Origin of the sequence: Peribacillus sp. Bi134, assembly GCF_918698065.1 — a bacterium.
GTDB lineage: Bacteria > Bacillota > Bacilli > Bacillales > DSM-1321 > Peribacillus.
Window position 1 is genome coordinate 149,461 of record NZ_CAKKLN010000001.1, and the last position, 25,688, is coordinate 175,148.

A 25,688-nucleotide genomic window follows, 5' to 3' on the forward strand; every position below is an offset into this window, starting at 1 on the left:
AACCACAAAAAAAAAAGACCCAGTAAAAACGCTTTTTAAAAAAAGGCTGAGTCTTATGAGTGATCTGATTGAATTTGGTAAATCGTTAAACAAAACCTCCAATAATTGGAAATTAAGTAAAGGCTAGCGCGACGATCAAAAAAGGATTAATCTCCCAAAAGTATTACCCATAAAGGGCGCGACAGTCGATGGTACACCATTGTTGTCGGAGTCAGACTAACGGATGGGCTCAAAGGCACCATAGTTTAACGACCTTCTTCGCCAGCCATTAAAACATTATCGACATAGAGACCAATTTTCATTCTCTGTGGTGAAACGCTGGTTTTTGCGCTTCATAGATGGTAACGGGTGCGTTAGCTGAAAACAGGAGCTGTTTTTAAGGCAGCACATTCTTTGTATACCGGGCATTTTGGTTGAAGAAAAAAATGATTTGATTAGTGTTGAATTAAATACTAAATACCCTAATTATAGCTTATACCAAGGCGTAACTGCCGGGCAGGAACAAATATTTAGACAGTTGGTCAGAATATATTAATAAGAAAAAAGAGTCGGCAAAGCGACTCTCCTCTAAAATTCTCCGTGTTTAACTTAATAAGAATTTATTCAATGCTTGTTGTAAAGTTCCTAATGTTTGTGCTTTTTCATTTAATCTTATTCCTAAGTTTATCATACTTCTAACCACTTCAGCTCTTAACCCGGTAATCACAGTGGTACATCCCATTAATGAAGTGCCGTCTATAATCTTCATTAAATGATCAATTACTTCGGCCTCGATTTCCATAATTCCAGATAAGTCCATAATCAATGTTTGAATACGTAATTTTCCAATCTCCATTAAAACTTTTTCCTCGAGGATATTCGTTCGGTAAAGATCAACCGCACCAATAAGAGGCAAAATACATATAGTGGGTGTTATTGGGATTATGGGCACCGAAAGATTTTCAACCAATTCTTTTTGAGCCATTATCAACGAATCTTTGTATTGAGAATATGTGATAAAAAAAACATTTAAAAATCTGTCTACCTGATTATTAACTTGTTTTTCTACCGAAAAAAATTCTTCAGTAATAACCTTATTATTTACCTTGTTAAATTCTTGTAGGAACCTCCACAAGGTCCTTCGAATTGCTTGCACCCACTCTAATTTGAAAGTTAATGGAATTGCGTGCGTCGCCCAAGCTATACCTTCTTGTGTAGCAAATGATTGAAGCTCCTGTTCTTTAGCCTCAATAATGTATTGAATCAGCCTATGGGCATTATTTACCAGGTCAATATTACCGACCGTTAAAATTTCTTCAATTTTTTCTTTTACATTAGATGCTTCGTTTAATAATGAATTTTCAAAATCCGCTTTATTTTGTTGGATGAATTCCAGTAATTTATATGTATCTAGTGACCCCTTCATCATTTAATCCCCCTATTTTTTATATACCAAAACTTTAATTACCCTGTAATTATAATTACTAAACCCGTTTACACTATAAGCTTCTACTTTAAAGGGAAAATGGATGTATTTATGTTAATTAATCTTGTTAAGATTTTCACTTAAGTACTGTCAGTAATAGCGTACTAAAGAAGAGGAAAGTTTGTTTGACAGATTTATTTTGAAATAAGAAAAGTAAGATTTTAAAAGACTGATATATATTAATTGATTATTCTGTTATTAGGGAAAGTTAACTCTACTTCAAATATCTTTATAAGATTCTCCTTACCTTTATTTGTAAACGCTTTCTTTGGGGGATTTGATTCATAAAATAGGAGGGATGACAACGTGGACGATAAAAGGAAAACGTAAATCTCTGGCCATTATCTCGTTAGCTAATACCAAAAGTAATAGTATTCCGTTTTAGATTCCGTCCTAGGAGTTGGCCAGAGACAGAATCTTTTTCTATCCAATGAGATGATAAAAAAGGAGGTTTCCAAAATGAGTATCGAAAGAGGTACAGACGTGAGGAAAAACATTATGGATTTTTTTGGTAATTTAACTCCCGCTGCTCTTGGAACTGGTTTGGTTGCTGCATTGTTTAGCATTATGGGGCCAGGTTTAATTGTAATGAATTCAGCTAAAGAAGGTAATCTTTCTGTTGAGCAGGCAATTTCTTGGTTGTTTATTATTTATACGGCGGGAGGTATATTTACGATTATCTTGTCACTCCGCTATCGCATACCTATTGTGGTGGCCTATAGCATACCTGGTGCAATATTAATAGGTAATGCCTTAAAGCATATACCCTTTAATGAGGCAATTGGTGCATCTATTGTTGCTGGAATAGTAGTTACAATTCTTGGATTGTCAGGGGTAATCAAGAAGGTAATAGAATTAATTCCTCTTCCGGTTATGCTTGGAATGATTGCTGGTGTCCTTCTATCTTTTGGTATCAAAGCAATACAGGCTGTGGTAGAGGCACCAGCAGTTGCAGGGAGTTCTTTTGCAGTCTTCTTCCTCTTAATGGCGATGAAAAAATTCTCAAGAAAATTCCCGCCTATTCTAGGAGCAATAATAATAGGAGGGATAATCGCAACAGCCCTTGGGCAAACGAACTGGGGGGCGATACAACCTTCATTTGCTCATCCTATATTTGTAGTACCTCATTTTAGTATTCAAGCTACATTAGAACTAACGTTGCCCTTAATTATATTGATAATTGGTGTTCAGAATATGCAGGCTGTCGGGGTGCTATTTGCTACAGGATATAAACCTCCTATCAATGCTATGTTTACCATTCCAGGTATTGGTACAATCGTTAACTCTCTTTTTGGAGGACACCCAACTGTTATAGCTGGACCAAGTACTGCAATGGTTTCTAGCGATGCAGCAGGTGAGGATAAAAATTTGAGATATGTAGCGGCAACTTTTGATGGATTACTTTGGATATGTTTTGGTTTAGTAGCCGGGATGGTTATTGCGGTTTCGACGGTGGTTCCTGGTCAATTGCTTTCTGTGCTCGGTGGTCTTGCTATTTTTAACGTGTTTATAAGTACATTTGCCGGGGCTTTCAACGGGAAATTTAAAAATGGAGCCATGGTAGCATTTCTTATAGCCATTTCTAATGTAACAGTATTTACTGTTGGTGCCGCTTTCTGGGCTCTATTGGTAGGATTTGTCGTTTCATTATTACTTGATCGAGAGGACTACAGCAAAGCAAAAAGTAAAATGGATTCAAAAAAAGATGGAGCAAAGATTGCATAGTAATATAAAGGGTTTGGGATTTATGAAGCTCCCCTTTGGACTATATCCCTTATAAGGGACAAATTAAAAAGGGGTACTCTATAAGAATATGGATCATGGTATTTGAACTGGAGTCTTTTCTTTAATTTCCATTGGTTTCTCTCAAATAATAATCGTATCTAAATGGTCTGCCTTTGTTGTATTTCATTAAGTTCTCACGTGACTTATGATCCATTACATCTTCAAGATGACAAAATAATTACTATTTGAATTATCCTAATATTCTTTTTTGAGACATTGATTCTGTTACCTTTAGTTTTTTTAAAAGAGGAGGTTAAAAGAGGAGGATGTAATGGAAGCCAATGGAGAAATAGAAAATGACATTAGGGTGAAATTGTTATACTAAGCGTCTTTCCATTTACACAATGTGTAGAAAAAATATAATTACCTAATAGATGACCATATTAATTTATCAGTCAACATATTTGAAGGTATGGGAACATATTGGCATAGTAAAAAACTTTGGCGTAAATGGTATTCTCCAAGTTTATATTAAGTTAAAAAAAATTAAAAGCCTGTGCGCAATTTCAGAAGGGGAATATTGAATATTCGAAATAATAAGAAATATTTTAAGTGATTTAAACAAGATTTTGAAAATGGAAAGTAAGTTTATAGATTATTATGCTAGTAATGGAAGGTGAAATCACAATTAAAACAATCCATATTATTAATGCAATACTTTTTTTTCATTTATTATTTATCATTTGAAACCGCTTTCTTGAAAACGTAGTTAAAGATAGGATAGGAGGAGTTTATGATGGAAGGTAAAGGGAGTTTGAATTTGCCAGCAGGAATTGAACAGTCTTGGGATGTGTTATTAGATTCAGAGGTGCTTAAGAGATGCATCATGGGGTGCAAAAAATTGGAGTTAGTTGAAGAAAATAAATATGAAGCTGATATATCAATGGGTGTTGCATCAGTGAAAGGTGATTATTCTACAACAATTGAATTAGCGAATATTAATAAACCGATATCTTATCAAATGATCGTTAAAGGTGAGGGAGGACCTGGAAGCATAGAAGCCGTCGCAGATATTACTCTTGAATCAGTAGATGAAAACAACACTGTTCTCTCTTACAGCTTTGAAGCAGAAGTGGGAGGAAAAGTTGCGATGGTCGGTCAACGAATGCTAGGAGGCGTATCTAAACTGGTTATTAAAGACTTCTTCAAAAAATTTGGGAAAGAATTAAAAAAGGCTGAAGTTACCAATTAAATAAGTAATGAACCTTCAAGGGGAGAAAGGAGAGATTTTTTATGAATTTAGGTACATTATTGGATTTTGCGGTGGAACGCTATCCAAATCAAATCGCTCTAGTACAAGGCCTGAAATCTTATACTTATGCCCAATTACAAAAGGAAGTAGAAAAAGTTGCTGCCTCTCTGCAACGTTTAGGCATTCAAAAACAGGATCGTGTTGTTGTCATCTTAAAGAACAGACAGGAAAATGTTATGGTTTACTGGGCAATACAACAGATTGGTGCAATCTATACTCCAATAAACCACCGCTTATCCGCCAAAGAGGTCGAATATTGTGTAAACGATTCTGAAGCGAAGGCTATCATCTTTGAATCAACCAGTCAAAGTGCTGTGTCAGGTGCGAACTTTCTCGAAAGACCAATCTTGATTGGTGTTGAAAATTATAATGGTGTGGATATTTCTTATCCGGAACTAGTAAACAGAAGCCCAGGAAGCTATCAAAGGCCAATTCTAGATGAGAATGATATATCGATAATGCTATACACATCCGGTACAACAGGACGTCCAAAGGGAGTACCACGAACGCATAGGAATGAATATGCCTCGGCTATGGCACATATCGTCCAAAACCAGTACCAGTTGTGGGAAAGTACATTAGGAGTTATGCCACTTTATCATACAATGGGTGTTCGTTCGTTGCTCTCTATGACTTTTTTAAATGGAAAGTTTGCTCTTTTATCAAACTTAGACTTTGATGCTGGTGAGGCGCTTGAAATTGTAGAAAGAGAAAAAATTTCATCCCTTTATTTAGTTCCGACGCTTTTTCATGATATGTTATCATACCCGGATTTTGGCAGGTATAACCTTACCAAGCTTGAAAAAATCGGGTATGCTGGTGCCGCAATGACTACTACATTAGTAAATCAATGTGTGAAGTTACTTAAACCAAAACTGTTTGTAAATCATTACGGCAGTACGGAGGTATATACGTTTACCATCTGCCCTGATGTACATGAAAAGCCAGGCAGTGCAGGTAAACCGGGGATTCATCAAAATATTCGCCTGGTAAAAGCAGATCCAGACGGTCATTCTACTCCTGATGATATTGTTGGGAGAGGAGAAGTCGGCGAAATTATTGCGAATCTGAAGTCCGTTGAAGCCTTTAAAGGGTATTGGAATCGCCCGGAGGCGACGGAAAAAACTATTCGAGATGGCTGGTATTTTACAGGAGATATTGGCTTTATTGATAAAGACGGTGACTTATTCGTTGTTGGCCGGGTTGACGATATGATTATCTCTGGGGGAGAAAACATTCATCCATTAGAAGTCGAGGATTGTCTGACTCAACATCCAAAAGTTAGGGAAGCTACCGTAATTGGGGAGCTTGATGAGCGCTGGGGGCAGATTGTTACCGCTTATATTGTCGCTAAAGACGAATCTGTTACAGAGCAAGAACTGGATGAATTTTGCAAGAATCTACCCAGTTTATCAAATTTCAAAAGGCCTCGTAAGTATACGTTTGTAAAAGAGATTCCAAAAAGTCCTGTAGGGAAAATTCTTCGCCGTAAATTGCGCGAGGGTGATATTGATGCACCTCACAATGAAAGTGAAGCTATCAGCCAATAAAAATTTTAAAATAGAAAAGGGGAAATAACAAATGACTATAACAGAGCAAACGTATGACCATATTCGGGTAGAGAAAAATGCAGAAAAACAAACGGCAACAATCGTGTTTGATCGTCCAGAGAAAATGAATTATATCAGTATGCTCGGCAGAGAACAGCTGGCAGAGATTTTTGATGGTTTGAATCAAGATGATGAAGTGCGTGTCATTATCCTCAAAGGAGCAGGAGATGTATGCTTCAGTGCAGGAGGAAGCATCCCAGAATTTATGGCGACCCATCAAGAAAAGCTTTCCCATTTAGCCGAAAACGTGGCTGCTCCTGAACGCTCTCCAAAACCTGTCATCGCTCAGCTGCAGGGGTATACGTTCGGTGTAGGCCTAGAACTTGCGATGGCCTGTGATTTCAGGATTGCACGGGAAGATACCCTGCTTGCCCTTCCAGAAATGAACCTAGGAATGATTCCTGGGAGTGGAGGTACACAGAGAATTGCAAAGATTGTGGGCTTAACAAGAGCAAAGGACATGATCATGCGTGCCAGAAAAATTCCTGCAAATGAAGCATATCAATGGGGTCTATTAACACAAGTGGTGTCCAAAGGGGACCTTCAACAAACAGTGGATTCGTTAGTTGAGGAGCTTGTTCATTTTTCTCCGCTTGCTCAGCGTGTTGCAAAAGAAGTGTTGAACGCTTCTGAAGAAAGTCCGCTGGGAGTCGGATTGAAAATGGAAGGGAAAGCCTACGGCCTCCTTCGCACAACAGAAGACTTTAAAGAAGGCGTAGATGCGTTCGTCGAAAAGAGAAAACCAGTTTTTACAGGGAAGTAATAAAATGAGAGTCACCGGCAGCCTCTGCCGGTGATTCTCATTTTAGATCAAGAAAAGTCGCTTTAAATCATGTTTGATTCAGGGAAGTTAATAGAACGATATGGGAAGGATTGAAGGTATGCAGCTAAAAAAGGGTTCTGAAAACAAGAAAGGTTTATTAAGTCATTTAAATGTAAGAACGGTTAGTGCAGGAGCGCTGGCAGCAATTTTTGGCTGTACTGGTCCGTCGCTAATTATAATAAACGGAGCATCAAATGGCGAATTAACTCAAACACAAATGATTTCTTGGTTATTTGCCATATATTTTTTTGGTGGGATATTAGGAATATTCATCTCCGTAAGAAATAAGCAGCCGATTGCTGGCGCTTATTCAATTCCAGGTGCAGTACTTGTTGTAGGTTCACTGTCAAACTATTCTTTAAATGAAGCTGCGGGTGCTTATTTGGCAGCAGGTCTCATTGTCTTTATGTTAGGGATAGCAGGGGTTATTGGTAAAGTTATGGACTGGATTCCGGTTCCAATTGTTATGTCGATGGTCGTTGGAACAATGATTAGTTTTGGGACTGAGATGATTGCATCCCTCGAAAAAGCACCAATAATTGCAGGTTCATCCATCCTCGTGTATCTTCTCTCATTCCGTTATATAAAAAAATTTCCACCTATTTTAATATCATTTGCTGTTGCTATCATTTTATCGGTTTGGATGGGAGAATTACAAGTGAAAGATGTGAGTTCCGTTTTTGTCGTTCCTCAACTAGTGACTCCATCATTCAATATTGAAGCGATTATTTCAATGGGCATCCCACTTGCACTTTTAGTAATTGGTGCTGAAAACGCCCAGGCTACAGGTGTGTTAAACACCCAAGGATATAAACCACCGGTTAATGAGATGACGATTTTAAGCGGAATTGGCGGGGTTATTACATCTTTTTTTGGAGGTCATAATGCGAATATTGCGGGGTCAATGACAGCAATCTGCGCATCAAAAGAAGCTGGTCAAATGGAAGGAAGATATGCAGCAGTGGTTGTATGTGGTGTGTTATTTTCTACCTTTGGATTGTTTGCAGGTATAGTCATGCCTTTTGTAGCTGCAATGCCGAAAGTATTAATCAGCACTGTTGCAGGACTGGCTATGATGGGAGTTCTTTTAAGTTCATTACAGGAAGCGTTTTCTAAACCCCAATTCCAATTTGGTTCATTTTTTGCCCTTATCATTGCGATGTCAGGAGTCCATTTTTATGATATAAGCTCTCCATTCTGGGCGATATTGGGTGGTGTTGCTGTTTCTCTAATTATTGAAAAGCCTGATTTTAAAACCATCATTGTTCAACAAAGTAAAAATAGTACAGATTCTAACGTTTCTCAAGGAGTTTGAAATAAATAATAAACATTAATCTCTAATAAAAGCCCTCTCGATTAAGAGAAGGGCTTTTTACATTAAACAATCACAGTTGGATATCCTTTTTACTTCAATTTTGAAAGGTACCGACTCGGAATCAGTACTATATATTACGCAGTTCACAAGGTGTAAAAGGTAAAATTATTGCCCATCTGAACGGGGTCTACGTTTCAGAATGGAGCAAACGTTTTTTTGTTTATTTGAAATTTGCCATCCAGTAAGGTTCGAGCCTTACCCTAGTCTTCAAGAAAAGCGGAACTGCAGGGGTTCCAGTTGTAACGTCATTCGTTCCAGTTGGATGGTTAATGGGTAGGAAAGAGTGAATTTTAAACAGTTTATTAATGGCATGAAACTTGCAAATATAAAAGATGAATATTGAAAGTTGAAAGGGGGGAACTTTGAAAAGCGTGCAGTTAACAAAAGTGGATTGATTACCCGCTTCAAAGTGCATGATCCAAAAAGTCGTTTTCAAATGTAGGAGGAAACAGAGTGAAAAAAATTGTTATAGGTATATCAGGGGCAAGTGGATCCATTTACGGTATTAGATGTCTTGAGACATTAAACAAACTTCAAATTGAAAGTCATGTAATTATTAGTTCCTCTGCTGAAAAAACCATCGAATATGAAACAGAATACTCGGTGGAACAAGTAAAATCACTGTGCAGTTTTGTATATGACTCAAATGATATAGGTGCAAGCATCTCAAGTGGTTCCTTTCATGTTGACGGGATGATCATTGCTCCGTGTTCTATTAAAACTCTATCATCTATCGCAAACAGTTTTAATGATAATTTAATCACTAGAGCTGCTGATGTAACTTTGAAGGAACAAAGGAAGTTGGTTCTAATGGTCCGTGAAACACCATTGCATTTAGGGCATTTGCGGCTAATGCAATCAGCTGCAGAGAATGGTGCGGTAATCCTCCCTCCTGTTCCTAGTTTTTATCATAAGCCAACATCATTGGATGATATTGTTAATCAAAGTGTAGGTAAGGCGTTAGATCAGTTTGGTATTGATGCTCGACTGTTTGAACGGTGGTCGGGACTCAATAAAGATGAAATAATAACCAATCTATAATCATTATTTTTTGGGTATTAATATACTATTTTTCCCGTTTAACATGACTCAGAACATGACATGAAAAAATGGAGGTACTCTAATGTCTAATGTAGTCGCTCATTCTGAACAAGAAAATGTAATCGTTAACAGACGTCAGGTTGTCTCTGCAATGACAGCGTCACTATTAGGGTGGTCTTTCGATCTTTATGATCTTTTTCTTCTACTTTTTGTGGCTCCCACAATTAGTATACTATTTTTCCCTACAACCAGCCCTACGCTTTCTTTAGCTGCTGTTTATGCTTCTTTTGGGGTAACGCTTTTGATGCGGCCTCTTGGGTCGGCAATATTTGGATCTTATGCAGATAAAAACGGGCGAAAGAAAGCCATGATTGTTTCTGTGGTAGGGGTTGGTGTTAGTACAGCTGCCTTTGGTCTTTTGCCTACTGTCCCACAAATTGGTGTGACTGCTGCAATCCTTTTTTTAATTCTACGATTAGTTCAAGGGGTCTTTGTCGGCGGTGTCGTGGCATCTACACATACAATTGGAACAGAATCTGCGTCGCCTAAATGGCGCGGATTGATGTCTGGTCTTATAGGTGGGGGAGGAGCCGGATTAGGAGCACTATTCGCTTCACTAACGTTTACCATCGTTTCTGCTTTTTTTCCTGGTGAAGCGTTTAATGATTGGGGGTGGCGAGTCATGTTCTTTACAGGGATTTTAGGTGCAGTAGCTGGTCTACTTGTATTTAGAACACTTAACGAGTCTCCGCTTTGGGCACAATTACGTAAAGAGAATGAAGAAAAAGGGCAAGAGGATGTAATACCGCAGTCTCCTATTAAGACCCTATTTACAAAATATTTCCGAGTTATAGCTGTGAATCTAATGATTGTTATTGGTGGTGGTTCAGGTTATTACCTTACAGCTGGTTTTATTCCCACATTTCTAAAAGTAGTTAACAATGTATCTTCAGAAGTTTTATCAGGTGTTCTCATTGTCTCAAGTATTGTCACGATAATTTCGGCTTTACTGTTCGGACAACTTAGTGAAATTATTGGAAGAAAAAAGACCTTTTTAGTTATTGGATGTTTAAATATCGTCGGACTTCCATATTTTTATCTAGCATTAGCCGATGCTGTTACAACGACTTCGATTTATTTGAATACGATGGGTCTGGTGTTTTTAGGAAATGCTGCTTATGCACCTGTGTTAATTTTTCTTAATGAACGCTTTCCTACATCAATACGGTCTACGGGTACAGGACTTTCATGGAATATGGGATTTGCAATTGGCGGTATGATGCCAACTTTCGTAACATTAGCAAGCGGTTCGATTGAAAATATACCGTACACACTTATGTATTTTGTGATTGTAATTTTTCTTGTCTACATTATTGGAAGCCTCATCGTTCCAGAAACAAAAGGCAATCTCAAATAGAAACGGGGGCCGTAAATAGTGATTGCAAAATTAGAGATTACTAGAAATTATATTAATGGCGATTGGCAAGAAGCCAAAACTAGGGAAACGATGACATCCGTAAATCCTGCTACAGGTGAGATTGTTGGAGAGTCACAGAAATCGGGATTAGAAGATATTAAATTGGCAATTAAATTGGCGAAGGCAGCATTTCATACATCCGACTGGCGTTCAAATTCTTCGCGACGTTCTGATGCTTTGATGCAATGGGCTTATAAATTGAAGGAAAATAGAGAAGAAATTGCTAGAATTTTAACCACAGAGAACGGAAAGCCGATAAAGGAGTCTCGTATAGAATTGGACGCCTGTATTGATACGTTAAAATATTTTGCAGGTATGGCTCGAAGTATATTCGGTAGGTCGATAAATCTTTCCACCACGTCATATGGCATCATTGACAAAGAGCCGATTGGAGTAGTAGGGATTATTTCACCTTGGAACTGGCCGGCTATGCTAATGATTCGAGAGGTTGCTCCAGCCCTTGCTGCAGGAAACGCAGTGGTTTTAAAACCGGCAAGTCGGACACCACTTATCAGCACTGCCATTGTCAAATTAATCGAGGAAAATAGCGACTTTCCACCAGGAATTGTGAATATCGTGTCTGGTCCGGGAAAGGTTATTGGAGATGAAATGACTACAAATCCCGATGTTAATGCCATCAGCTTTACAGGTGACACGACTACTGGCAAAAACTTAATGAAAAAAGCAGCAGAAAAGGTGAAGAAACTTGCTCTTGAACTGGGGGGGAAATCTCCTAATATAATATTTCCTGATGCAAACCTAAACAAAGCGATTCAAGCCGTTGCAAAATCAGCCTTTATTACTGCCGGCCAAATGTGTTTTGCTGGATCAAGAGTGATTGTTCATGAGTCGATTCATGAAGAAGTGGTGGAAGGATTGCGTAAACAGGCTGAAAAATTGAAAGTTGGTAACGGGTTAATTGAAACAACCGATATGGGACCTGTCATCTCGGAAGAACAGCTTAATAAAATTTTGGAATATTGCGAGATTGGAAGACGAGATGCAAAACTTATTACGGGTGGTAATAGGTTGACCGGTGGAGATTACGATAAAGGGTATTATATTGAGCCAACCATTTTTGATCAGGTGCCAATTGAATCAAGAATAGCACAAGAAGAGATTTTTGGGCCCGTGCTGGCCATACAAGTTTTTAGGGACGAGAAAGAAGCGATCTCACTTGCTAATGGAACAATTTTCGGTTTAGCTGCTGGCGTTTGGACAAAGGATGTCAACAGAGCTGTGAGAATTGCTAAAAAGGTCGAGGCCGGAACGGTTTGGATTAATACCTATAACAAAAATTACCCACAGGCAGAATTTGGGGGTTATAAAGAGAGCGGAATTGGGCGTACAAGGGGAATTGAAGGATTAATGGAATATACCGAAACAAAACATATTAATATTGAAATAGAAGAATAGGGGGGAATCTATCTATTATGTATCGATCATTTGAGTTTCATCTTCCCACAAAGATTTATTTTGGATATAACAAAATCAACGAACTTAACAATATACCTTTTAAAGTAAAACGTGCCTTTATCGTTACTGATAACGGTGTCTTAAAATCAGGGTTAATCGAAAATGTAACCAAAATCTTAGAGGACAATCACATTTCTTATGTGATTTATGATGATGTGGAACCGGATCCGAGCGTTGAAACCGTTGACAAAGCAGCTCACGGGTTTCAACAGGAAGAATGCGATGCTTTAATCGCCATTGGCGGGGGCAGTCCGATCGATACAGCCAAAGGTGTTCGTGTAATAGCTGGAAATGGAGGGAGTATTCGTGATTATACTGGAGTAAATCTTATCAAGCAATCATCCAATATTCCTCTCATTGCAATACCTACGACATCCGGCACCGGAAGTGAAGTGACCATGTTTGCTGTTTTTTCGGATTGGGAGGAGAATCGAAAAGTTACGGTAACGAGCCCATTCATCGCACCGGATATAAGTATAGTGGACCCTAAAATGACGATGACTGCACCAACGAAAATTACAGCAGCCTCAGGATTTGATGCCTTTGCACATGGGGCAGAGTCATTTGTGTCACGGATATCCCAGCCTGCCAGTGACGCACTTGCATTATCAGCCATGCGAACTGTTAGCAAATACCTTCGTCGGGCCGTATTTAATGGAAATGATGTAGAGGCAAGGATCAAAATGGCAGAAGCTAGTCTCTTGGCCGGTATGGCATTCAATCAATCATTTCTCGGATTGACACATGCCGTTGGTAGTGCGTTAAGCGGATATGCCTATGTTAGTCACGGAGTGGCAATAGGTCTGCTTTTACCGGAGGTTATCCGCCGTAATTCGATATCCCTGGTCGATAAGCATGTTGAAATGGCGAGCGTTTTTCGAGTAACTGATCCATCGTTACCTGGTTGGAAGATTACAGATCAATTAATAGAAGATGTGACTAAATTACGAAACGATATCGGACTTCCACAGAAATTGCAGCAGGTGGGGGTTAAAGAAGAGCACCTTAAGGGGATCGCACACGACTCCGTGAAAAGTGGAATGTGGAAATTTAATCCTTGGCTAGCAACAGAAGAAGAGATTTTGGATCTACTGAAAGAACTGTTTTAAAGTTTGATTTTTTTATTAAAGACTATTAATTCTATTATAAAAATGGAGGTAATTGTAATGTCAGAAAATATCGATAAAACTGAAGAGCTAATCCCTAGTATTGATAAGACGACGGATGAAGTGGCGTGGGACTTATATCGAAAAGCGATTCGTTTTGGGACTTGGGATCCTGCTGCTATCGATCTTAGCCAGGATAAAAGGGATTTTGAAGCGCTTGATGAAGATCTTAAAGGATATCTTATTCATTTTTGTACAGGATTTCTCGATGCTGAAGAAAATGTTGCCTTAAAGTTTTGTCCCTGGATCATGTTAGGCACCTCTACAGAACAACAGGCATTCCTTAGTACTCAATTGCTCGAGGAATTTAAACATACTGAGTTTTTTATGCGCTATTTTAAAGAAGTAATTGGTCGTGAGCGAATTCCTTCAGTGAAAAATATGGTTCAGCAGAAACTTGATAATCGTGTAAAAGTAATGCTGAATGCTCTTGAACAAGGAGAAGAGGAACGTGAGGCTGCACTTGTAGAAGGGTTAACCCATTACCAAGGAATAATAGAAGGTGTTCAAGCGATGACTGGATATGATGTGTTTCGAGGTGTATACGGAAGTAAGGGCCTATTGCCTGGTTTGAGTGAAGGATTTGCCCGAATCAAGGAAGACGAAGGACGGCATGTAGGCTTTGGACTTCGTATGCTAAAGCTGTTTGCCCGTAAACCAGAACATGCCAAGAGAATTCGTGCGTTATACGAAGAATACCTTCCTCTTATCTTGGTTCGATATGATCAACCTGTCATTGTAGATGGTAGGGAATACCCAACTCCACCTGAAGTTCGAGGCCGTGAAAGAGTGTCTAAAATGTTAGAACGCAGACTAAAGGATATATTAGGAACTTCAGTTGCTATATAAGGAGGAGATCTTTTTTTATGAAAGCTAAGACATTTCGCACCTGGATTGAGCATCTGCAAGCAACTCATCGGTTGGCGGTAATTGACCGAAAAGTTAGCTTACAGTATGAAATCGCAAAAATAGCTAAGAAATTAGATGGCAAAAAAGCAACATACTTTACTAGTGTAGAAGATTATCAGGTTCCGGTTGTATCAGGAATTTGTTCAACACGTGAAGATTTTGCAGAGGCGTTGGAAACAGACCAATATGGCGTTATTTCAAAATTTACCGAAGCAGTTGCATCTCCCGTTCCTTGTCGAGCACTAAACAAACAACAAGCGCCAATTAAAGAAAATATTATTCTGGATAATATCGATTTGATGAAGATGTTACCAATTCCGGTACACCATGAGAAAGATTCAGGTAATTACATCACAGCTGGGTTGTTTATTGTTCGGGATCCAGTAACTCGAAAGCAGAACGTTTCGATTCATCGCCTCCAAATCTCCGGGGGAAATAAGATAGGAGCCCTAATCTTGCCTCGCCATACATTTCATTTGTATAAACAGGCTGAAGAGGCGGGAAGACCACTGGAGTGTGCGATAGTCATTGGGGTCGATCCGGTGACGTTACTGGCGTCACAAGCAAGTACTCCGTTCGGGGTAGATGAACTGGAAATCTCAAGCGCCCTTCGGGGGGAACCGTTGGAAGTCGTTCGTTGTGAGACGGTAGATATCGATGTACCGGCCTACGCGGAAATAGTGTTAGAAGGAAAAATTCTTCCACATGTTCGAGAGCCTGAAGGCCCTTTTGGAGAATTCCCAAAATACTATGGACCACGCAGTGACAAAGAGGTGATTGAGATTACGGCTGTCACTCACCGTAACAACCCGATTTTTTATACCATTGTCCCTGCGGGTTACGAACATCTTTTGCTTGGTGGCATCCCTCGTGAGGCAAGTCTCTTTCAGAGCATTCGACAGACAGTTCCATCCGTAAAAGCGGTTCATATGAGCCCTGGTGGAACATGTCGGTATCATGCCATTGTTTCCATTAATAAAAGAAATGAGGGTGAAGCCAAAAATGCAATTTTAGCAGCACTTGCTAACAGTTTTGATATTAAACATGTCGTCGTAACGGATGAAGAGGTTGATATTTTTAATATGGAAGAAGTGGAATGGGCAATCGCAACCCGCTTTCAAGCAGACAGAGACTTAGTGGTAGTTCATGAAGCACAAAGTTCGAAGCTTGACCCGTCAACACGCGATGGAGTGGGCTCGAAGATGGGATTTGACTGTACAATCCCCTTAGACAGTGAAGAAATGCAATACTTGCGAGTTCAAATTCCCGGCTACAATGAATGTAATCTAGATGATTACATAAATCCTGATAAATTGATTCAATCAGTTCATCTTGAAGGAGATATAGACTTCTAAAAAATATGAAAAAATTGTGGCTGACTCAAAAGGCTTTGTGCATGACCTTTTGGTGTCAGCCTTTTCAACATGGGTAATCAAAAAAACACTTCGCTCATTTCCTACAAGTTATTATTCATATTCTCCTCTATTCAATGTGATTGTAAGCAAACCTGTACAAAAAGTATTAGTCAAACTTTTGAATTCATGTTGAACAGTATGCCTTTGATTCACTGGGTAAAAAAGACCTGCAAAGTCTCTTGAAAAATAAACGGCTTCATGCTTTGTTTTTTTCCTTTAAAACCACTATCAAAACAACTAAACTACCTTTTCTAGATGGAATTATAAGGAACAGGAAGCCTAGGTTTTTTTATAAATGGAACTTGGCTTGTTTTTTGCAGTATTAATAGATTCAATATAGGTACATTGTTTGTACTAAGGAAAATATTGATATGAGGAAAGTGAAATATTGAATACCAAAAGTAAGTTATCGATTATTATGTCTATTAATAAATTTAAAGATGCATTCTTAATTTTAAAATCATTTTTTGAAACATAACTCTTCTATCATATGTTATTTTAGTAAAGTAATATAAAGCGAGGGGGTATTCATGATAGAAGGTATAGGGAGTTTAAAATTGTCAGCAGAAATTGAACAGTCTAGGGAGTAGATCCAGAGGTGTTTAAAATATGCATCATTGGGTGCAAAAAAATAGAGCTTGTTAAAGAAAATAGAAAATATGTATTAAGCTGATATTTCTATAGTTGTGGTGCAGTGAAGGGTGACTAATCGATTGTAAATCTATATCTTATCGAATAATCGTAAAGGGTGTGGGGCCTTGGAATCAACTGACTCAAGGATAATACCCGCAACAGCCTCCATGCTAAAAAACCAAAACTGGCCTTTCTTAGAATTAAAAAACGAGTAAAAAGTGATTTAGATAAGATAAGCACAACTCAAGGGGAAAAGGAGAGATGTAAAATGAATTTAGGTACATTATTCGATTTTGCAGTTGAGCGCTACCCAAACCATATCGCTTTAGTTCAAGACCAAAAACGCTATACTTATGTCCAATTACAACAGGAAATAGAAAAAATTGCAGCCTCTTTGCAGCGTCTAGGCATTCAGAAGCAGGATCGTGTTGTAGTCATCTTAAAGAACCGAGTTGAAAATGTAATCATTTATTGGGCATTACAAAAACTTGGTGCGATCTATACTCCGCTTAATGACCGATTATCCACTAAAGAGGTCGAGTATTGTGTAAACGATGCTGAAGCGAAAGCTGTCGTCTATGAATCAGCCAGTCAAAATGCCGTATTAGGATCGAACTTTTCTGAAAGGCCAATTTTGATAGGTGATGAGAATTATATTGGTGTAGATATTTCTTATCCTGAACTAGTAGACCGAAGCCCAGGTAGCTATCAAAAGCCTACTTTAGATGAAAATGATATTTCGATCATGTTATACACGTCAGGAACAACAGGACGTCCAAAGGGAGTACCACGTACCCATAGGAATGAATATGCCTCAGCGATGGCACATATCGTCCAAAACCAGTACAAGTTGTGGGAAAGTACACTAGGAGTAATGCCGCTATATTATACAATGGGCGTTCGTTCACTGCTTACCATGGCGTTATTAAATGGAAAAATTGCTATTTTGCCAGACTTTGATTCTGGAGATGCTCTTGAGATTATTTACAGAGAAAGAATCTCTTCCCTTTATTTAATCCCTACGCTTTATCATGATATGCTAACACATCCAGACTTCAATAAATATGACCTATCCAAGCTTGAAAAAGTTGGATATGCAGGTGCTGCAATGACCACTACATTAGTAAATCAATGTGTGAAGTTACTTAAACCAAAGGTATTTGTAAATCATTACGGCAGTACAGAAGTATATACGTTTTCTATTTGTCCTAATGTATCTGAAAAGCCAGGCAGTGTTGGTAAACCAGGTATTCACCAAAATCTTCGTGTTGTAAAGGCAGATCCCGACGGTCGTTCTACTCCCGAAGATATAGTTGGGAAAGAAGAAATTGGTGAAATAATTTCAAATTTAGATTCCGATGAAGCATTTAAGGGGTATTGGAATCGCCCGGATGCTACTGTTAAAGCGATGCGCAATGGTTGGTATTTTACAGGAGATATTGGTTTTCTTGATGAAGACGGCGATTTATTCGTTGTTGGTCGGCTTGACGATATGATTATCTCTGAGGGAGAAAATATTCATCCATTAGAAATTGAAGATTGTCTGTCACAACATCCAAACGTTTTGGAAGCTATCGTTATTGGAGAGAAGGATGATCGATTGGGACAAATCGTATCCGCCTATATTGTCTCTAAAAACGAAACGGTTACAGCACAAGAGTTAGATGAGTTTTGTAAAAGGTATCCTAACATGTCGAACTATAAAAGACCAAGAAAGTATACATTTGTTAAGGAAATGCCAAAAAGCCCCGTTGGGAAAATCCTACGCCGAAAATTACGTGAGGGTGATTTTGAGGCACTACAAAATCAAAGCGATTCTGTAGGCTGATATAAAATAAATCTCTCCGCTGAGAGTGTTGAAAAGATGTATTTTCTAACTCTAGTCAAAGTGGTTAAATTTTTATAACTCTCATCTTAAAAAATTAAAACTAATTATTTCTGAATATTTTTATAATAGATTTACATAGAAGTAAAGAGGTGTCCTATGGCAGAGCTGCTAATTGTTGATACAGACCAAAGCTGTATAAGCAATATTCGTCATATTGTTGAAAATAGCGACTATAACTTTCTTCGTATTTATGAAGCTAATAACGCACAACGGGCTATGATGATGCTTAAACAATCCCGTCCAAGTGCGCTTATAATGGATGTTTCACTTCCGAACATGGATGGCATAGATTTTGGGAAAAACGTACTACTTATCTATCCAGACTTACCCATCATTGCAATTACAGGGTTAAAAATGTTTGAAATCGTCCAATCAGCCATTAATGCGGGTTTTTCAGCTTATTTATTGAAACCGCTTACTAAAAACCAGCTTTTGAACATATTCGATCGTGTTTTAAAACCAATAATTAAAATGGAAATAAGTCAGACGGTTAAAAATGAAGGTGAATTCGAATTAGATTTAAGAAAACCGATTCAAAGTGCCGTACAATACATTCAGTTACATTACAATGAATGTCTTACTCTTAAAAATATTGCTGATAGGGTTTATTTAAGCCCATCCTACTTTAGTAAATCCTTTAAGGAAGAAATAGGGATGACATTTGTAGAATACTTATCTTGGATTCGTGTTCAGAAGGCAAAAAATATGTTAAGAATGATTTCACTACCAATTGATGTTATTGCTAATAACACCGGTTTTGCAAATTCCAGTTACTTTGCAACAACATTCAAGAAAATAGAAGGAAAAACTCCAACTCAGTATCGAGAGCATTTTTTCTGGGAAAGAAAAAAAGATATCAATTGAAAAAAATATTTTTTCACTTTGGGAGGGGTGGTTATGATTACCATAATAAATGAGATGGACAGGTGTGTCAGAGAAAAGAAAAGAGGAATTCTGGCCACTGTCATACGTGTCGAAGGTTCAACCTACCAGAAAGAAGGGGCAAAATGTTTTTTTGCTGAAGATGGAGAGTTAATAGGCTTGTTAAGTGGAGGATGTGTGGAAGGTGATGTCCTTGAGCACGGAAAAGAAGTTTTACAGACAGGAAAACCCAAAAAAATCCATTACGATTTCAGGGGCGAAGAAGACCAAATTTGGGGCTTGGGTGTAGGGTGTAATGGAGCCATTGAGATTTTTATAGAGCTATTTGATCCTGTTGGTCACCATGAAAGAAGCAAGTTAATGAGAGAGGCTTTTACAACAAGTCAGCCCATTATCATAGCAACCATAACTCGTGATGAAGAAGAATCTAAGATCGGTGAGAGATGGGTTCACTCCAATTTACAAATTGGGGAACCAATGGATCTCAAGATGAAAGATAACAGTGAAGTCTTCTATGACCATATTACGCCGGTTCCTACCCTTTACATATTTGGTGCAGGACCAGACGCTGTTCCATTGGTGAAGACGGTTAAAAATTTAGGCTGGACTGTAAATGTATTAGATCACCGACCGGGCTTTGTTAATAAAAGAAATTTTCCCTTAGCCGATGAATTAATATGCTATGAACGAGACCACCCCGCTTCCGTTCCATTAAGTGAACATAGTTATGCTATTGTGATGAGCCACAATTTTACTCAAGACCAATTGGTTCTAAAATCGTTGTTACATTCATCGGTACCCTATATCGGAGTGTTAGGACCAACAACCAGAACAAACCAGTTGCTCCACGGTTTCACTATTGATGAAATGCAGTTAAACCGTATTTATAGTCCTATAGGCCTTGATATTGGTGCAAAAACTCCTGAGGAAATTGCTATCAGTATTGCTGCAGAATTGGTTAATGTTCATCGTGGTGGTAATTCGATGCATTTAAAACAAACGAAGGGTAAGGAACTTTTGTACACCTCTAGAGATCATAGGAGAGTGATTGCTTATCAATGATAAGAATCATGAAGTCTGGGGGATCATTTTAGCTTCGGGCTTATCAACCAGAATGGGTACTCCAAAAATGCTTTTGCCCTATCAACAAAAAACACTAGTTCATCATGTGATCGAAACGTGTTTACACTCAGTACTTGATGGGGTGGTTGTTGTGATAAATCCAAAAGTGAATGGGTTGGTAGAGGCGGTATCTGTTCCTGGTATAAAACATGTGGTAGAGAATCATGATTCACATTTAGGTATGTCTACTTCGATTAAAGTCGGACTGGAAGCTTTACCCCAACAAGTAGAGGCCATGGTTATTCTTTTAGGCGATCAGCCTGAAATGGATGAAGGCTCAATAAACAGAATTGTTGAAACCTACCAAGTAAAGAATAGGCCATCCATCGTTCAGTCGGTTTTTTTTAACAACGAGAAGGGGCATCCTGTTTTATTCAAACGAGATATGTTTCATCATCTTTTACAGGTAGAAGGAGATAGTGGTGGAAAGTCCGTCATTCAAAAGTTTAGCAGGGAAGTTGTATATGCACCAATGAATCAGCACATTATTCCGGATGTTGACACAATAGACGATTATCAAAGATTGATTAAAAAGAGGGGGGTTGTACATGACAAAGGTAATAGGTAAGTCTGCTACGAGGGTGGAGGACAAACGGCTACTAACCGGTCAAGGAACTTATATTGATGATCTTGGTAACACAACAAATACAGGCTATGCGGCAATTTTACGTAGTCCACATCCTCATGCTTATATAAAATCCATAGACGCAACCGAAGCGGTAAAAATGCAGGGAGTAAAGGGAGTAGTAACCGGTCAAGACATAAAAGACCATGTAAAACCATTTAGTGTTGGGGTTACGGCACCAGTTAAGTATTTTCCTCTTGCCATCGAAAAGGTGAGGTATGTTGGAGAACCTGTTGCCATTGTAGTTGCCAAGGATCGTTATACTGCCGAAGACGCAATGGAAAAGATTAAAGTTTCTTATAAACAGTTACCAGCCATTGTAGATATTGAGAAAACGGTACAAGAGGATGCACCGATCTTACATGAAAATGTTGGGTCGAATATCGCCAATCATCGTCAATTCCATTATGGAGATGTAGACAAAGCCTTTAAAGAAGCAGATCATATCGTCAAGCATAAATATAAGTTTCCGAAATATACGGCTACCCCTGTTGAAACATATGGTGTGGTTGCAAACTATGATTCTGCTCATAATCAGTATAATGTTCATGCTAATTTTCATGGACCCTTTATTATTCAGGCAATCATGGCTCAATCCTTACAAGTCCCCAGCAATAAATTAAGACTGATCATTCCAAAGGATATTGGGGGAAGTTATGGAATAAAGGCAGGGCTTTTCCCATATATCGTTCTTTGTTCCATCACAAGTAAACTTCTCGGCTGTCCAGTTAAATGGATAGAAGATCGACAGGAACATCTTTCATCAAGTGCGAGCGGAACAGATCGCGTGACCTACATTGAAGCCGCCGTCAAAAATGATGGCAAGGTCACCGGTTTAAGAATGAAATTGATGGATAATGTTGGTGCTTATATTCGCGCACCAGAACCAGCCTGCTTATACCGTAACCATGCCAACTCAACCGGGGCATACGATATACCAAATTTAAATATTGAAGCGTTTGCAGTCATGACAAACAAGTCACCTACCGGGTTAATCCGTGGTTACGGGGGACAGGAGCAGTACTTTGCCCTCGAAAGAATTATGCAGCTTATTGCAAAAGAACTTTCTTTGGACCACTCTGAAGTGATTAGAAAAAACCTGATTAAAAAACAACAATTTCCATTCACAACAGCATCAGGTGGAATTTACGACAGTGGGGATTATGAGAATTCATTTGAACTCGCCCTTTTAACGGGGAAATATGAGAACTTTAGAAAAAAACAAGCAGAAGCGCGTAAAAGTGGAAAAATTTTAGGCGTCGGCCTTGCATGTATCGTCGAACCATCCGGATCAAATATGGGATATATCACGGTTGCCTTAACACCAGAAGAAAGAGCGAAATCCTTACCGAAGTCAGGTGCATCAGAAGCGGCTACTGTTTCAATGGATCCCTTAGGAAGTGTAAACGTGAGAATTAGCACTGCACCAACAGGTCAAGGACACGAAACCGTGGCAGCCCAAATTGTATCTGAAGTTTTAGGGATACCAAGGGAACAAATAAATATAATCGCTGAACTTGATACAGCGACCAGTCCTTGGTCCATCGCTTCAGGAAGCTATTCAAGTCGGTTTGCCTCGTTAGGTTCAAGCGCTATTTATTATGCAGCCCAAAAGGTAAGGAACAAACTTTTTAACATTACTGCCTCTCAACTTGGTGTAGATGTCACTGAACTCGAGCTGGGAGAGGGTTTCATTTACGTAAGGGATAATCCTGCTAAAAAGTTTCCTATCAAGCGCCTTGCAGGTCTAGCACATTGGAATCCGCTTGCATTACCTGAAGGAATGGAACCAGGAATCTATGAAACTCATTATTATACACCACAGGCTGCAGAACCACCGGATGATAACGACCTGATCAATTCCTCTGTCACATACGGATTTGTTGCGGATATGGTGACCGTGGAAATTGATCCGGATACAGCAGAAGTGAAAATAATAGATTATTTCACCGTTCATGATGCTGGAAAGCTATTAAATCCGTTGATTGCTGATGGACAAATCATGGGTGGTCTGGCTCATGGTGTTGGTGGCGCTTTATACGAGGAATTAGCTTATGACAAGAATGGACAGTTCTTAACGGGGTCATTTATGGATTATTTATGCCCAACTGCTCCAGAAATCCCTAATGTAACGATTAAACATACGGAGTCTCCGTCCCCTCTTACTCCTTTAGGAGCCAAAGGCCTGGGTGAAGGGAATACCATGAGTGCACCGGTGGCGATTGCCAATGCCGTAAGTGATGCCTTAGCCCATTTAGATATTATGATCGATGAGCTACCATTAAGTCCTAATCGCATTTGGAAGTTACTCAGTGAGGCAAAGGAAAAAGTGACAGCTCCTTAAACAAATATTCTGAATCTCATAAAAATAGGATTACCGAAGGGGAGGGGAATTATGAAACCACCAAAGTTTGATTACTATAAACCTACCACACTAAATGAAGCATTGAATCTTTTAGAAGAAGCCGGTGAAGATGGAAAGATCATTGCCGGTGGGCAAAGCTTAGTTCCCATTATGAATATGCGACTTGCCTCACCCAAGTGCTTAATTGATATTAATGGTTTAACAGAACTAGATTATATTAAAAATGATGAAAATCAAAATCTACTTCAAATAGGCACTTTAACAAGACAAAGTAAAGTAGAAGAATCTGAAATGGTAGCCAATACTTGCGGTCTATTAACCGACGCAATTACCCAAATTGGACATGTGCAAACAAGGAATAGGGGAACTATAGGCGGAAGCATTGTTCATGCCGATCCAAGTGCCGAGCTCCCGCTTGCCTTGCTAACACTGAACGGTTCAGTGCAAATTGCATCAAAGGATGAGGTTCGAAACGTTAGTGCAGAAGATTTCTTTGTTACTTATTTGACGACAGATATTATGCCTACAGAAATCTTAACGGAGATTAATATTCCAATCATTGGAGGTAGACGAGGGTATTCGTTTCAGGAAATTGCCAGGAGGCATGGGGACTTCGCGTTAGTTGCTGCTTCTTGCTATATGACAGTTGATGATCATGACAAGATTTCATCCATAAGATTAGCCCTTGGCGGAGTTGAGGCCATTCCTTTGTTAATAGAGGATGCAGAAGACTTCATGATAGGGGAAACACTGTCCGATTCTTTGCTAGGAAAAATAGTTGAAAGTGTAGAATTAGCAGTTGAGCCCGAATCAGATCTTCATGCTTCAGCAGAGTATCGAACACATCTTGCTAAAGTTTTAACGAAGCGTACGTTAACACAAGCCTTTGAAAGGGCAAGGAGGTAGAGAAATGGGACGTCATCAAGTGGAAGTAACTATTAATGGCAAAGTCTATCAAGAAGAAGTGGAATCACGAATGCTATTAAGTGATTTTATCCGAGATGTATGCGGACTGACTGGAACACATGTTGGATGTGAACACGGTGTTTGTGGTGCTTGTACCGTACACGTAAATGGCACAGCTGTGAGAAGTTGTCTCATGTTTGCTGTACAAATAGATGGAGACGAAATTAAAACCGTTGAAGGGTTAGCAAATAATGGTGAGTTGACAGATCTACAGAAAAACTTTGTCGAATGCCACGGTCTTCAATGTGGATTTTGTACACCAGGTATCTTAATGTCTACAACAGATTATCTTGAAAAAAAGCCAGATCCCTCTACCAAGGAAATCAAAGAAATGCTTTCTGGCCATTTATGCCGCTGCACGGGGTATGACGGTATCATTAATGCCATCGAGAAAACCATTGTAAATAAAAAAACAGCGATCTCATCTTAAATAGAAAAGGGGAAATAACAATTGACTATAACAGAGCAAACGTATGACCATATTCGGGTAGAGAAAAATGCAGAAAAACAAACGGCAACAATCGTGTTCGATCGTCCAGAGAAAATGAATTATATCAGTATGCTCGGCAGAGAACAGCTGACAGAGATTTTTGATGGTTTGAATCAAGATGATGAAGTGCGTGTCATTATCCTCAAAGGAGCAGGAGATGTATGCTTCAGTGCAGGAGGAAGCATCCCGGAATTTATGGCGACCCATCAAGAAAAGCTTTCCCATTTAGCCGAAAACGTGGCTGCTCCTGAACGCTCTCCAAAACCTGTCATCGCTCAGCTGCAGGGATATACGTTCGGTGTAGGCCTAGAACTTGCGATGGCCTGTGATTTCAGGATTGCACGGGAAGATACCCTGCTTGCCCTTCCAGAAATGAACCTAGGAATGATTCCTGGGAGTGGAGGTACACAGAGAATTGCAAAGATTGTGGGCTTAACAAGAGCAAAGGACATGATCATGCGTGCCAGAAAAATTCCTGCAAATGAAGCGTATCAATGGGGTCTATTAACACAAGTAGTGTCCAAAGGGGACCTTCAACAAACAGTGGATTCGTTAGTTGAGGAGCTTGTTCAATTTTCTCCGCTTGCTCAGCGTGTTGCAAAAGAAGTGTTGAACGCTTCTGAAGAAAGTCCGCTGGGAGTCGGATTGAAAATGGAAGGGAAAGCCTACGGCCTCCTTCGCACAACAGAAGACTTTAAAGAAGGCGTAGATGCGTTCGTAGAAAAGAGAAAACCTATTTTTAAAGGAAAGTAAATAATGGATAGTAAGTCAACTGAGGTGTTGAGAAACCCCTGAATCCGTTCTTTCCCAGCTTGTAGAGAAAGCGTGGTATTACTCTCTCTACAATCTTTTTTTGTTCCTTTTGACTTCCTTACAGGGACTTACACCTTTGGATATTTAAAATAATCAAAAAGAAAAATCTT

General features: G+C 39.0%; 20 protein-coding genes. 19 read left to right on the forward strand and 1 reads right to left on the reverse strand.

The features are described from left to right. Positions 1–583: 583 nt before the first annotated feature. Positions 584–1,405 carry an STAS domain-containing protein gene (locus tag LQ188_RS00725; RefSeq protein ID WP_230175996.1) on the reverse strand — a complete coding sequence of 274 codons (822 nt, stop codon included), beginning with the start codon at positions 1,403–1,405 and terminating at the stop codon, positions 584–586. 519 nt (positions 1,406–1,924) lie between these two features. Between LQ188_RS00725 and LQ188_RS00730 the strand changes: the two genes are divergently transcribed. From LQ188_RS00730 to LQ188_RS00820, 19 genes are all read left to right on the forward strand, one after another. After that, a complete protein-coding gene (locus tag LQ188_RS00730) occupies positions 1,925–3,190 on the forward strand; it encodes a benzoate/H(+) symporter BenE family transporter (protein ID WP_095394981.1) in 1,266 nt (421 codons plus the stop codon). 793 nt (positions 3,191–3,983) lie between these two features. Further along, a complete protein-coding gene (locus LQ188_RS00735; protein ID WP_230175739.1) occupies positions 3,984–4,442 on the forward strand; it encodes a carbon monoxide dehydrogenase subunit G in 459 nt (152 codons plus the stop codon). A 41-nt stretch (positions 4,443–4,483) separates the two neighbouring features. Continuing rightward, complete coding sequence (locus tag LQ188_RS00740; protein WP_101225187.1) at positions 4,484–6,052, forward strand: AMP-binding protein; 1,569 nt, start codon at positions 4,484–4,486, stop codon at positions 6,050–6,052. Between the two features lie 31 nt (positions 6,053–6,083). Continuing rightward, on the forward strand, positions 6,084–6,875 hold the full coding sequence (locus LQ188_RS00745) for an enoyl-CoA hydratase-related protein (protein WP_230175740.1): 792 nt from the start codon (positions 6,084–6,086) through the stop codon (positions 6,873–6,875). 100 nt (positions 6,876–6,975) lie between these two features. Continuing rightward, a complete protein-coding gene (locus LQ188_RS00750) occupies positions 6,976–8,250 on the forward strand; it encodes a benzoate/H(+) symporter BenE family transporter (RefSeq protein WP_230175741.1) in 1,275 nt (424 codons plus the stop codon). 513 nt (positions 8,251–8,763) lie between these two features. After that, positions 8,764–9,351 (forward strand): UbiX family flavin prenyltransferase, encoded by a 588-nt coding sequence (locus LQ188_RS00755; RefSeq protein WP_101225185.1) that lies wholly within the window; start codon positions 8,764–8,766, stop codon positions 9,349–9,351. 82 nt (positions 9,352–9,433) lie between these two features. Further along, positions 9,434–10,768 carry an MFS transporter gene (locus LQ188_RS00760; RefSeq protein WP_095395881.1) on the forward strand — a complete coding sequence of 445 codons (1,335 nt, stop codon included), beginning with the start codon at positions 9,434–9,436 and terminating at the stop codon, positions 10,766–10,768. An 18-nt stretch (positions 10,769–10,786) separates the two neighbouring features. After that, positions 10,787–12,244, forward strand: coding sequence for an aldehyde dehydrogenase family protein (locus LQ188_RS00765; protein ID WP_230175742.1), 1,458 nt, complete (start codon positions 10,787–10,789; stop codon positions 12,242–12,244). Positions 12,245–12,261: 17 nt separating this feature from the next. Next, the gene (locus tag LQ188_RS00770; protein WP_230175743.1) at positions 12,262–13,413 is read left to right on the forward strand and encodes an iron-containing alcohol dehydrogenase; all 1,152 of its coding nucleotides are present in this window, start codon (positions 12,262–12,264) and stop codon (positions 13,411–13,413) included. 57 nt (positions 13,414–13,470) lie between these two features. Then, positions 13,471–14,319 (forward strand): R2-like ligand-binding oxidase, encoded by an 849-nt coding sequence (locus LQ188_RS00775; protein WP_101225183.1) that lies wholly within the window; start codon positions 13,471–13,473, stop codon positions 14,317–14,319. A 17-nt stretch (positions 14,320–14,336) separates the two neighbouring features. Continuing rightward, positions 14,337–15,734 (forward strand): UbiD family decarboxylase, encoded by a 1,398-nt coding sequence (locus LQ188_RS00780; RefSeq protein WP_095395888.1) that lies wholly within the window; start codon positions 14,337–14,339, stop codon positions 15,732–15,734. A gap of 961 nt (positions 15,735–16,695) precedes the next feature. Continuing rightward, on the forward strand, positions 16,696–18,255 hold the full coding sequence (locus tag LQ188_RS00785; RefSeq protein ID WP_230175744.1) for an AMP-binding protein: 1,560 nt from the start codon (positions 16,696–16,698) through the stop codon (positions 18,253–18,255). Between the two features lie 156 nt (positions 18,256–18,411). Next, positions 18,412–19,179, forward strand: a complete 768-nt coding sequence (locus LQ188_RS00790; RefSeq protein WP_095395893.1) for a helix-turn-helix domain-containing protein — start codon at positions 18,412–18,414, stop codon at positions 19,177–19,179. A gap of 33 nt (positions 19,180–19,212) precedes the next feature. Beyond that, entirely contained in the window at positions 19,213–20,259 is a 1,047-nt protein-coding gene (locus LQ188_RS00795) for an XdhC/CoxI family protein (RefSeq protein WP_230175745.1), read from the forward strand. Then, entirely contained in the window at positions 20,246–20,887 is a 642-nt protein-coding gene (locus LQ188_RS00800) for a nucleotidyltransferase family protein (protein WP_230175746.1), read from the forward strand. Before LQ188_RS00795 ends, LQ188_RS00800 begins: the two co-directional genes overlap by 14 nt. Beyond that, positions 20,868–23,288 (forward strand): xanthine dehydrogenase family protein molybdopterin-binding subunit, encoded by a 2,421-nt coding sequence (locus LQ188_RS00805; RefSeq protein WP_230175747.1) that lies wholly within the window; start codon positions 20,868–20,870, stop codon positions 23,286–23,288. The genes LQ188_RS00800 and LQ188_RS00805 overlap by 20 nt, the downstream gene beginning before the upstream one ends. Before the next feature lie 51 nt (positions 23,289–23,339). After that, positions 23,340–24,215 (forward strand): xanthine dehydrogenase family protein subunit M, encoded by an 876-nt coding sequence (locus LQ188_RS00810; RefSeq protein ID WP_101225177.1) that lies wholly within the window; start codon positions 23,340–23,342, stop codon positions 24,213–24,215. A 4-nt stretch (positions 24,216–24,219) separates the two neighbouring features. Then, positions 24,220–24,705 (forward strand): (2Fe-2S)-binding protein, encoded by a 486-nt coding sequence (locus LQ188_RS00815; RefSeq protein ID WP_101225176.1) that lies wholly within the window; start codon positions 24,220–24,222, stop codon positions 24,703–24,705. Between the two features lie 21 nt (positions 24,706–24,726). Beyond that, positions 24,727–25,518 (forward strand): enoyl-CoA hydratase-related protein, encoded by a 792-nt coding sequence (locus tag LQ188_RS00820; RefSeq protein ID WP_101225175.1) that lies wholly within the window; start codon positions 24,727–24,729, stop codon positions 25,516–25,518. Positions 25,519–25,688: the final 170 nt, after the last annotated feature.